We start from the raw sequence: 12600 nt of genomic DNA, 5'->3' as shown, positions 1-12600 counted from the left end.
CCGTAAATAGAAAATTCTAAAAACGCATGGGTAAGTATTCGTTATAAAAACAATTAATTATTCGGATAACCTGGATTTTGTTCCAAATTTGGATTCGCTGTTCGTTGCTCTTGCGGAATAGGATATATGGCTCTAAAAGCTTCTGTTTGGGTGGTTTTGAATGCCCAAGTTCCATTAAAATAAGTTCCAAAACGAATCATATCTCTTCTGCGGTGTCCTTCCCAGATTAATTCTCTGGCTCTTTCGTCTTCGATGTTTTTTAAAGTCAAACTGGCTAAAACCGAAGCATTACTTCTGCCTCTTACTTGATTTACTAAACCTAATGCAGTATCTGGAATTGTAGTAGTTCCACCTCTAAATAGTGCTTCCGCTTTGATTAATAAAATGTCAGCATAACGCATTAAAACCAAATCATTATCGGCATTAAAACCAGACCAAGAAGTTCCAATTGGAGTATATTTCAAGACCTTATAGCCTTCATTATCTTCAGCACTGATTAAACTTTTTACAGCAACAATATTCAATTGTGTTCCATTTGGATAGCGTAAAGGCGTAACACCATCTAAATAAAATTGAGGTCCGTATTCGATTAATGATTTACGAACATCCTGATTTTCGTAGCGATCTAAAGCTTCTTGATACGTACTGTATCCATTGGCTGGTGTAAAAGGCAAATTGTATTTTAATTTATCCAATCCGTTTTGAGTGTATAAAATGAACTGATTATTCCCTGCATTTTGTGCTGGTGCAATGGAGAAAGAAGAAATGATTTCTTTTGAATTTTGCTCGTTGGTGGATTTAAAATTATCTACAACAGTGGCTTCCAACGAATATTTATTTGTAGCAATAATTTTATCACACATTGCAATAGCTTCTGTCCATTTAGGCGTTCCTGTATAAACTTGAGCGTTCAAATACATAGTTGCCAAAACACCATAAATAGCTTCTTTGGTAAACCTTGGATAATAACTGGTTTTATTAACTGTAGTTATAGAAGGTAAATCTTGAATGGCGGCTAGCATTTCTGTTTCTATAAAAGCAAATACGTCTTTTCTTGGCGTATTCTTTGGCAAATTATTAGGATCAATTCTGGCTACAGTAACCAAAGGCACATTACCCCAAAAATCCATTGCATAGAAATAACCGTAGGCACGTAAGGCTCTTACCTCAGCAATTAATCCTTTTAAATTGGCACTATTTGGCGATGCCTGCAAACTTTCTAAAACAGCATTAGCCGTACCAATTTCCTGAAAAATATTTCTCCAGGCTCTACCACAAGTAGCATTTGTTGGAGCTACAGTATGATTGATTATGTCAATATTATTTTGGTCAAACCATCCCCCACTGGCTCTTCCGGGAACTATAAACTCATCGGTTCCAAATTCGGCAATACGCCATGGATCGCCAATATGAGCAACTTGCGACAAGGATTGATACACTCCTACTACAGAAGAAAGTGCTTCTGCTTCATTGTTATAATAAGTGTCTGGTGACAAACTCCCAAATGTTTCTTCGTCTAAATTGGTACATCCAGGTAAGGAAATCGAGACAACAAATGCGTACACTATTAATTTGATTTTATATATTTTCATGATAGTAATTTATTAATTGAAGTTATGTTTAAAACGAAACGCTTAATCCAACGCTTACTGTTTTAGATTTAGGATAAGCCAAATAATCTACTCCAAGAGGAGCAATTCCTGTACCCGAAACATCCGAATTAACCTCTGGATCTAAACCTGAATATTTAGTGAATAACAAAAGATTTTGCCCTGTAACAAATAATCTTGCACTAGATAATAGAGGCAAATTTTTTAGGTCGAAATCATATCCTAATGTTAAATTATCTAATCTTACAAAAGATCCATCTTCAATCCATCTTGACGAATATTGTTTAGGCTGACTTCTTAAAACACCGCTTGTTACGGCTTCTTTAAACACATTTCGCCCTGGAAGATTACTCAAATAACCTAAATTATTGGCTGTTAAATTATACACATCATTTCCAATAGAACCTCTAAAATTAAATCCAAGAGAAATTCTTTTGTACGACAATGAATTAGTAATACCAAAGGTAAAATCAGGTTGAGCCGAACCAATTACTTTCATTTCAGGATCAATAATTTCAACACCATTTTCAATACCTTTAAATTCTCGTCCATAAAAAGTACCTACTGGTAATCCTGGTTGAATTAATTGTGCAAAAATACCAGCCGTTAAGCCTTGACCTTGCAATGGTGCTACCTGAATATTGTCGCCTTTAAACTGGCTGTTAGACAAGCTCAATACTTCATTTCTGTTTCTACTGTAGTTGATAGAAGTTGTCCAAGTAAAATCGCCTTTGTTGATAATATCGGCAGACAATTCTAATTCGATTCCTTTGTTTTGAACGCTTCCTACGTTGGCTAATTGCGTACTAACGGCAGTAGGAGAAGGCACTGGTATATTCAACAAAAGATCCGAAGTTTTCTTGATGTAATAATCGATGCTACCACGAACTCTTCCGTCAAGCAAAGAATAATCAACCCCAGTATTGAATTGGGCAGTTTGCTCCCATTTTAAATCAGGATTAGCATATTGCAATGGCAAAACAGTTGTAATTCTTTGTCCACCTACAATATATCCTGCTGAAGTAGCTCCAAGTCTGGTTATAGAATTCAAATTTCCAATTTCTTGATTTCCGGTTACACCATAACTGGTTCTAATTTTTAAATCTGAAATCGTTTTTGATTTGAAGAAATCCATATTAGAAATTCTCCAAGCCAAAGATCCTGATGGAAATACTCCCCATTGATTTCCGGATCCAAATCTACTTGAACCGTCACGTCTAATCGTTCCTGTAGCAAGAATTATATCATTAAAACTATAATTAATTCTACCATACATCGAAATCAATTTATTACTTCCCTTGAACGAAGTTACGCCTTGATTCGTGCTAGCTGCTTGCAAACTATACCATTTGAATTCATCGGATAAAAATCCAGATACGGCATTACGAATTCCTTCGTTTACAAAATATTGGTATGAATATCCTGCGATAGCATTTACCGTATGTTTGCCAAAGGTTTCATCGTATCGCAAAACAGTTTCCAATAATTTACTGTAATCCTCTAGTTTTTGAACACTAGCATAACCACCCATTCCTTCGCCTAATGGATTGGATTTTTTGATGTATGAATTTCTATTTATCCCTTGATTGGTATAACCTAAATTTACGTTCACACTCAAAGGATTAATAATTTTATAAGTTGTAGATAAATTTCCCAAGAATCTATCGTTGGTAACCTCATCTAAAACATCGTTCGAAAATGAAACTGGATTAATTCGATAAGGCGGAACGTGATTGTAACCTCCAGTAGCATTATAAATTGGATAAGTCGGATTAAAAACATAAGACTCATAGTTGATACTCGTTCCTGCTTCACTTCCTACTGTGTTAGAAACTGGTGAATTATTAGAGAATGTTTGTCCATAATTCACTCTTAAATCAAACGAAAGTTTGTCGTTTAGTGCCGAATGATTCACGTTTATTCTTGCATTGGCTCTTTCTAATTTGGAACCAATCAAAACGCCCTCTTGATCGCCATATCCTAATGAAGCTCTATAGGCCGTTTTGTCTGAACCGCCTGAAAAAGACAAATTATAATCTTTTATTTCAGCAGTTCTATAAATTTCGTCTTGCCAATTGGTATTGCCTCCTAAATCTGAAAAAGTAAGACCTAAATCGGTATTGATTTTTCGATACTCATCGGCAGATAACACATCCAATTTGTTTGAAACAGTTGAAATACCACCTGTTACATCCAAAGTTACTTTTAGATTACCTGATTTTCCTTTTTTGGTAGTAATAACAATTACACCATTTGCACCTCTCGAACCATAGATAGCTGTTGAAGAAGCATCTTTCAAAACCGTTACCGATTCAATATCATTTGGATTTATGGTCATCAAAGGATTGGTTGGTTCTTGATCGAAAAAATCAGTTCCGTTTCCTCTAATATTAGCTTGACTCACTCCTGCTGTTGTAGAAATTGGAACGCCATCAATAACATACAAAGGATCGTTTACGCCAGTTAATGAAGTTCCACCACGAATAACCACTTTGTTTGACCCTCCTGGTTTTCCACTATTTTGAGCAATTACAACTCCAGCCATTTTTCCTTGAATAGCTTGTTGCGCACTCATTTGTGGTCCTTTATTAAAATTCTCTGATTTCACAGAAGAAACAGATCCTGTCAAGTCTTTTTGCTTGCTTGAACCATATCCTACAACCACAACTTCCTCTAAACTTTGAGACGATTCTTTCAGCGTAATTCTAAATTCAGTTTTACTACCAACTGGTATTTCTAAAGTATCATAGCCCATATAAGAAATGACCAAAATTGACCCTTCATCCTCTACTTTGAGGCTAAATTTTCCGTCTAAATCTGTTGAAGTTCCGTTGCTTGTTCCTTTGACAATTACACTAGCACCTGGAAGCGAAAGCCCTTTAGCATCTACAACTACTCCACTCAACACTTTTTGTTGTGGATTGACTGCTGAAACATTGGTACTTTTTTCATTTTTTTCGCTTGCTTTTTGCAAAACAATTTGATTGCTTACTACGGCATAAGAAATTTTAAGTGGTTTCAAAACTCTAGAAAGCACTATAGAAAAAGCTTCGTTATCCGCCTTAACGCTTACCTTTTGGTCAGAAGGCACAATTCTTGAGTTATAAGAAAATTTCACATCGGCTGATTTTCCTAGTTCAGTCAATGCCTTATTCAGGTCCATATCTGTTATAGAAATGGTCACCTTTGTATCTAATTTTACTTGTCCATTCAAACTGTTAGCCATGGTAACGCTCGAAAAAACAAGTGCTAATACAAATTGGTAGAATGTCATTTTCATCAGTCGGATTATTAATCGTTGTTTTACTACGGTTTTTTTCATAATTTTGGTTTGGTTTTGATTAATACTATTTTGAAGGGTATTTAAGAAACATTTCAAACCCACTTTACAGAGTGTGAATGAAGCTTTTAAGTGTCGATGTGTTACAGCATATCGGCACTTTTTATTTTATAACTATTTGAATTAATTACATCCTTTAGACAAAATGGTAATTTGATTTCCATTCATCGTATAACTAGAATTATTACCAATGCTTTTGCAAATTATCTTTAATTTTTCGGGCAAAGGCTGATCGCTCAAAGAAGTTGTTAAATGGCATTTTAGCAATTCTTGTTCTGGAAAATCTATTTCGATAGAATAGGCTTGTTCCATGGTTTTGAGAATTTGAGCCACGGGAATATCCGTAAATTCAAAGCTTAATTGCTCGATACTTCTAACAGAATTACTAATGGATTTATCGGCAGTGATATCAGTAATTTTATCAAAAGTTTGATTCTTTCGACCAAAACGAAGTGCTTGATTGGGCAACAAAACAATCTCTTTCTGATTGGAATTGTAGCTCGTTTTTTCTGAATTTACTTTTACTTTTCCTGTTCGTACTAAAACTTCCACATCAGATTGATTGGCGTAGGCTTTGATTCTGAAACTAGTTCCTACTACTTTAGTAACAATTTCATTCGCATGAACAAAAAAGGGTTTTTTAGGGTTTTTGCTAATTTCAAAAAAAGCTTCTCCTGATAAATAAACATTGCGTTCATTTCCCTTAAAAATTTTAGGATAACTCAATTTACTTTTGGGTTGTAACAATACCGAACTTCCATCGGATAGAGTTACAATTTGCGGTTTATTCGAATTATTAATTTGTTCTAACAAACCGTCTTCGTCATGATTGCTCACTATTTCATCATAACTAGAATAATTGGCTTGGTCAACAAAATAATTAGTGTAAGCATAAAACGAAAGCAATCCTAAAACCAAAATAGCGGCAATTTTGCTGAACCAAGCCGTATTCCACAATTGAATTAGTTTCGGTTCCAATTTATTTTCATGCTCTTTTTCTTCTATTTTCATCCAAGTGTTTTGCAAAGCGGCATCTACTTGTTCTTGAGACAAATTCTGTTCTGGAACTTTCATCGCCAACAACCACAAACGAGCTTCTTCTACTAATTTTGCTCGTTTTGGATGTTCCAAAGTCCATTCTTCCCAACCATCGGTATCATTTTTGGACTTCATCCACATTCGGAATGATTCGTCTGCCAAAAAATCTTCTATTTCTCTATATTGTTCTCGTTTTTTCATTTTAAAAAAGTGTTTCAGCCATCCTAAAAACAGCCAACTTATTACATTCTAATTAATTATATCCAATTCACTCCTAACATTACAAACAATAGTAAAGTGGCTTTCCATTCTTTACGAATATTCACTAATGCTCTGTGCAATAAATTATTAGCCGATTGGTAATTAACATTTAATATCTCGGCTATTTGATCGACATTCAATCCGTTGTGGTATCTCAAATACAAAGCTTCTTTTTGTCGAGCCGGCAAAACGTTCAAAACCTTATTAAGATGTACTACTTTTCCAGCCGTTAATTCATCTGAAATTAATTGTTGCTCTACCGAAAAATCGAACAAAAATGCTATAGCATCAACAGATTTTGCTTTATTAAAAACCTTATCCCGCTCTTGCAAACGCACAATACGCTTGCGAACACAAGACAACAAATAAGCTTTGACCACCACAGTATCGGCAAGGCTATTTCTATATACCCATATATCTGTAAAAACATCCTGAACACAATCCTGAATTTTTTCAGAAAATGGAGAAAACGAATTTCCATACTGAATTAAGTAACTATAGTATCGTTTAAAAAGTAGGGAAAACGCTTTTTCGTGCCCCGCTTTTATTTCCAACCATAGTTCATTATCATCCAGAATAGCGTTATGCAAAATTTGATTTTTCAAACTCAAAAAATTATTAATTTTTACTACTCATTTTATACTCTTACTGTTTTCGTTTTTAAAGAAGAGTTGTTATTTAGAACAACAACTCTTTCTTACCTACCAACTAACATTACTAACCAAAATTACATTAACAAAAAGTCCTTTTATACATAAAGGACAACTTTTTTATTATATACTCATTAAATTGTATATTTTTTTTCATTTAGTATAAAAATACCCATAATTTAATTTTAATTTCCCCAAAACACAGAATATCAATTCTTTCTTGATACCTAATTTTAATACCAGAAAAAAAACCATTAAGAGATTTTAGAAAATATTCTTAATTTCTAAAATCTCTTAATGGTTTTAAACTTAATAATTCTAGCCAGAGCTATACCACCTTCACAAAAATATTACTCGCAATTTTATTCGAAATGGTTAATTCCTGATTGTTCAATTTAATTTTTAGTAATAAATCGAAGCTTTCTTTTCCGATAATTTCAATTTTGGATCCTAGAGAAATTTCTTGTTTGTCCAGGTATTTCAGGAATTCTGACGAAGTATCTTTCACACCTACACAAATTCCGTTTTGATTTTCGGAAAGTTCAGAAAGCAAATGCTTTTCGGTATTGACAATTTGACCATTCGCATCTGGAATAGGATCTCCGTGCGGATCTTCGGTAGGATTTCCTAGAAAATCATCTAGTTTGTTAATGAGTTTTTCGGATTTGATGTGTTCCAATTGTTCGGCAATATCATGAACCTCATCCCAAGAAAAATCCAATTTTTCGACCAAGAAAACTTCCCACAAACGGTGTTTTCTAACAATCATTTTGGCTGCCAGTTTTCCGTTGGCAGTTAGCGAAACTCCTTGGTATTTTTTGTAATTAACCAAGTCTTTTTCGGCCAATTTTTTAAGCATATCTGTAACCGATGAGGCTTTGGTTTCCATCATTTCGGCAATGGCATTAGTGCTTACTTCAGCATCGGATGACGAAGTTAAATGGTATATTGATTTAAGATAATTTTCTTCTGAAAAAGTCATTTGAGGTTAGAGGTTGGAGGTTAGAAGTAAAATGAAGCGCTTACTAACGTTAAATTCTTAATACACTTTTTAATTTTTTACAATCAACAAAGGTATCGAAATTTTATGACGCAATTTATCGACTGTTGTTCCGAAAATTAAATCTTTAAAACCAGTATGACCGTGAGTTCCCATAACCAAAACATCAAAATTTCGGGCATTGACAATTGTTGGAATTACTTTGTTCGGTTCTCCAAATCCGAGTTCGGTGGTTACTTTGAATCCTTTTTGTGAAAGCATTTCTTTGTATTCTAACAATAATTTTTCGTCAATCGTTGTTTCATGATCGTCAATATTTTCGCCATACATCATTGCTCCAACTGTTTCTACAATGTGAATTAAAGTGTATTTAGCGTCCATTCCGCCCAATTCGAAAGCGCTGTTGATTGCCACTTCATCAGCAGTTGAAAAATCTACCGAAACGGCGATATTCTTCTTCGTATAACTTCCGGATTTAGAAAATTGCAATTTCAAATTATGTGGCGAATGGTTTTGAATATCCTGTTTTGCCTTGGTAATAAAAGGTTTGAAAACAATGTAAAGCAACAATCCCAGAAAGAAAAATGCCAGTGGAACAACCGTAAACCATAATACAATTGGATTTTCGGAAGTTTCAAGCCAACCCGTTATTTCATTATAAACCAATTTCGCATTCAATGAAACAATAATGCTTGCAATAATCCAAGCGGCAATTTGAGTAATTTTAGAAATATGAAAGCCTTTCATTTTCGATTTATCACTCACAAAATGAATCAGCGGAATAATAGCAAAACCGAGCTGTAAACTTAAAATTACCTGACTTAAAATCAATAATTTTCCAGTTACACTTTCGCCATAAATTAAAATAACAATTACGGCAGGCACAATCGCAATCAATCGCGTGATGATTCTTCGAACCCACGGTTGAATTCGTAAATTCAAATAACCTTCCATCACGATTTGTCCTGCCAAAGTCCCTGTTATGGTCGAACTTTGTCCCGCTGCAATTAAAGCTACGGCAAACAAAATAGGCGCCCATTTATTTCCCAAAAGCGGTTCTAAAAATCGGTGTGCATCCTGAATTTCGGCAACTTCGTGCAGTCCGTTTCTGTAAAATGTGGCTGCTGCCAATATTAAAATGGCAGCATTTACTAGAAAAGCCAAATTCAGCGCAATAGTCGAATCGATAAAGTTGTATTTCAATGCCTGTTTGATTCCTGCTCCACTTCGATCAAATTTTCGGGTTTGCACTAATGAAGAATGCAGGTACAAATTGTGTGGCATTACCGTTGCTCCAATAATTCCGATGGCAATATATAAGGCTGCTTCGGTAGGAATCGAAGGAATTAAACCGTAAATCACTTTATCCAATTCTGGTTCGGCAAAAATCATTTCGAAAACAAAAGAAAATCCAATAATTGCGACCAATACAATAATAAAAGCTTCCATTTTTCGGATACCTTTATTGATTAAAAACAGTAATAAAAAAGTATCTAAAACCGTGATTAAAACACCTTCAATTAATGGAATATCAAACAATAAATTAATTCCGATTGCCATTCCCAGCACTTCGGCAAGGTCACAAGCGGCAATTGCAATTTCGGCTAAAAAGTATAAAATGTAATTAATCCCTTTGGAGTACGTTTCTCTGGATGCTTGTGCCAAATCGCGTTGAGTAACAATTCCGAGTCTTGCACTTAAACTTTGCAGAAGCAACGCCATCAAATTACTCATCAGCAAAACCCAAAGTAGAGAATACCCAAACTGGCTTCCGCCGGCAATATCTGTTGCCCAATTTCCTGGATCCATATAACCGACACTTACCAAATAAGCAGGACCAAAAAAGGCTAATATTTTTCTAAAAATGGAGGATTTATTTTGAGTCTGGACAGATTGATGTACTTCTTCTAAAGATTTGCTCATGGCTGAATTTGAATTATAAAGACAAATATATACAAAAATATTTTGTTCAAGTAATTATTTTTTTAGCTTTGTCTAAAATTTAATTTACCTAAATGAAATATTTATTTTTAATAATACCTTTGTTTTCGCTCAATATAACTTTTTCACAAAGCTCAATTCCGAACGTAGAAAAAGATAGCCTTGAAAAGAAAAACAATCAGAATGAACTCAATGAAGTAGTAGTTTCGGGAACTTTAAAACCTATAAGAAGACTTGAAAGTGCAGTACCTGTTGAAGTTTACACTCCTGTTTTTTTCAAAAAAAACCCAACAGCTAGTATATACGAAGCTTTGCAAAATGTAAACGGAGTAAGACCTCAACTGAACTGTGGCGTTTGTAACACCGGTGATATTCACATCAATGGGCTGGAAGGTCCTTATACTTCGGTAATGATTGACGGAATGCCCATTGTGAGTAGTTTATCTACTGTTTATGGATTATCTGGAATTCCAAATTCATTGGTAGAAAGAATTGAAATCGTAAAAGGCCCTGCTTCTTCTTTGTACGGAAGTGAAGCTGTTGGCGGGTTAATCAACATTATTACCAAAAACCCAAGCAATGCTCCTCTATTTTCTGCCGATGTATTTACCACTTCCTGGTTGGAAACCAATGCTGATTTGGGCGCGAAATTTAATATCAAAAAAGCGACTTCCTTATTGGGAATCAATTATTACAATTACGATCAAACGATTGACAATGATAAGGATGGATTTACAGATGTAACGGCACAAAACAGAATTTCGGTTTTTAACAAATGGAATTTTTCTCGAAATCAAAATCGTTTGTTTACCATTGCCGTTCGTGGAATGTACGAAGATCGTTGGGGAGGCGATGTACGTTGGGAGAAAAAATACCGTGGTGGCGATGAAATTTATGGCGAAAGTATTTACACCAAAAGAGGCGAACTTTTAGGAAGTTATCAATTGCCAACCACCGAAAAACTGATGTTGTCGTTTTCAGGAACGGCTCATTTTCAGGACAGCCGTTATGGAACCACTACTTATATTGCTAATCAAAAAATTGGTTTTCTGCAAATGACCTGGGATAAGAAATTAGGAAAAAACGATTTATTGACCGGAATTGCTTCTCGTTATACCTATTATGATGACAACACAACAGCTACGACAACTTTAAACGGAAACAATCCCGAAAAAACCTGGCTTCCCGGAATTTTTTTCCAAGATGAAATTACTTTTAGCGAAAAACACAAAGTATTATTTGGCTTGCGATACGATTACAATTCCATTCACGGAAATATTGTAACTCCAAGATTTGCTTATAAATTAAAAATCAATGACAACAATATTTTGCGTTTCAATGCGGGAACAGGATTTAGAGTCGTTAATTTATTTACCGAAGATCACGCTGCTTTAACGGGTTCACGCCAAGTGGTTATTGCCGATGATTTAGACCCCGAAAAATCAGTCAATGCTAATGTAAACTACATCAAAAAAATATACTTCCCGAATGGTACTTTTTTAGGGATTGAAACCACAGCATTTTACACCCGATTCAGCAACAAAATTGTTTCGGATTATGAATCGAATCCCAACAAAATCATTTACAACAACATTGATGGTTATGCGTTGAGTCAAGGAATTAGCTTTAATACCGACATCAATTTTACTAATGGGCTGAAATTCATTCTTGGTGCTACTTATATGGATGTTTCTAATGTAGAAAACGGTATCAAAACAAGACCTCTTTTGACCGAAAATTTTACCGGGACTTGGACAGTTTCTTATAAAATAGACAAAATAAAAACGCTGATTGATTATACCGGAAATGTGTACAGCCCAATGAAATTACCGTTATTAAGCGACACCGATCCAAGAAATCCAAATTCGCCTTGGTATAGTTTGCAAAACATTCAATTTACGTATTCAGGCTGGAAAAATTTTGAATTGTATGCTGGAATAAAAAACCTATTGAACTTTACACCAAAACGAAGTAATCCATTCCTGATTTCGAGAACCGAAGATCCTTTTGATAAAAATGTGCAATATGACCCAAACGGAAAAGTATTGGTAACACCTAATAATCCGTATGGTTTGACATTTGATACGACTTATGTTTACGGCCCAAACCAAGGAATTAGAGGTTTCTTTGGATTGCGATATAATTTATTTTAATGGAAATAATTCTTTGCCACAGATTCTCACAGATTTTTAAAACTAGCGTTATTAGTTTTTATCTAATCCGTGGAAATGTTTTTAATCCGTGACCATAAAAAGATATCAAATGAAAAAATGGCTTTATATCCTATTGATTTTCTTTTGGGCAATTCCCTCTGGTTTTGCCCAATTGAAAACCTATACTTTTGAAGAAGCCGAAAAATTATCCAAAGAAAATCCAAAACCATTGGTAGTTTTTATTCATACTTCCTGGTGCAATTACTGCAAGATGATGGAAAATTCTACTTTCAAAAATCCTGAAATAATCGCCATTTTAAATAATAATTTCTACTTCATTTCATTGGATGCCGAAAACAAAGAGGACATTCAATTCAATAATCATAAGTTCCAATTCAAACCAAATGTACAAAACACAGGAATTCACGAACTCGCCACGGCATTAGCAACCATTAATTCTCAAGTGGTTTATCCAACAGTTACCATTTTAGAATCTGATTATTCAATTGTGTTTCAAAAGGGTTCTTTTATAAGTGATAAAGAATTACTAACTGTTCTAGAAAAGACGAAGTAGTAGGTTTATCCAAATTGACATAACGTTTTTAAA

At 34.5% G+C, this 12600-nt stretch carries 8 protein-coding genes; 2 read left to right on the top strand and 6 right to left on the bottom strand.

From position 1 onward, the window contains the following. Window positions 1-53: 53 nt before the first annotated feature. From OZP15_RS02600 to OZP15_RS02575, 6 genes are all read right to left on the bottom strand, one after another. Window positions 54-1592 (bottom strand): RagB/SusD family nutrient uptake outer membrane protein, encoded by a 1539-nt coding sequence (locus tag OZP15_RS02600; RefSeq protein WP_281336923.1) that lies wholly within the window; start codon window positions 1590-1592, stop codon window positions 54-56. 28 nt (window positions 1593-1620) lie between these two features. Next, on the bottom strand, window positions 1621-4932 hold the full coding sequence (locus OZP15_RS02595; protein ID WP_281336922.1) for a SusC/RagA family TonB-linked outer membrane protein: 3312 nt from the start codon (window positions 4930-4932) through the stop codon (window positions 1621-1623). A gap of 141 nt (window positions 4933-5073) precedes the next feature. Next, complete coding sequence (locus OZP15_RS02590; protein ID WP_269226937.1) at window positions 5074-6189, bottom strand: FecR family protein; 1116 nt, start codon at window positions 6187-6189, stop codon at window positions 5074-5076. A gap of 56 nt (window positions 6190-6245) precedes the next feature. Then, window positions 6246-6854, bottom strand: coding sequence for an RNA polymerase sigma factor (locus tag OZP15_RS02585; RefSeq protein WP_281336921.1), 609 nt, complete (start codon window positions 6852-6854; stop codon window positions 6246-6248). Window positions 6855-7227: 373 nt separating this feature from the next. Next, window positions 7228-7881: a metal-dependent transcriptional regulator gene (locus OZP15_RS02580; protein WP_269226935.1), complete on the bottom strand. Its 654-nt coding sequence runs from the start codon at window positions 7879-7881 to the stop codon at window positions 7228-7230. 69 nt (window positions 7882-7950) lie between these two features. After that, window positions 7951-9822: an Nramp family divalent metal transporter gene (locus OZP15_RS02575; protein ID WP_269226934.1), complete on the bottom strand. Its 1872-nt coding sequence runs from the start codon at window positions 9820-9822 to the stop codon at window positions 7951-7953. A 92-nt stretch (window positions 9823-9914) separates the two neighbouring features. Here OZP15_RS02575 and OZP15_RS02570 point away from each other — a divergent pair, with 92 nt between their 5' ends. Together OZP15_RS02570 and OZP15_RS02565 are read left to right on the top strand one after the other, a co-directional pair. Next, window positions 9915-11993, top strand: coding sequence for a TonB-dependent receptor plug domain-containing protein (locus tag OZP15_RS02570; RefSeq protein ID WP_281336920.1), 2079 nt, complete (start codon window positions 9915-9917; stop codon window positions 11991-11993). A gap of 109 nt (window positions 11994-12102) precedes the next feature. Next, window positions 12103-12567, top strand: a complete 465-nt coding sequence (locus tag OZP15_RS02565; protein ID WP_269226933.1) for a thioredoxin family protein — start codon at window positions 12103-12105, stop codon at window positions 12565-12567. Window positions 12568-12600 lie beyond the last annotated feature (33 nt).

Source organism: Flavobacterium eburneipallidum (assembly GCF_027111355.2).
GTDB lineage: Bacteria > Bacteroidota > Bacteroidia > Flavobacteriales > Flavobacteriaceae > Flavobacterium > Flavobacterium eburneipallidum.
This window is presented reverse-complemented; position numbering and strand designations above follow the sequence as displayed.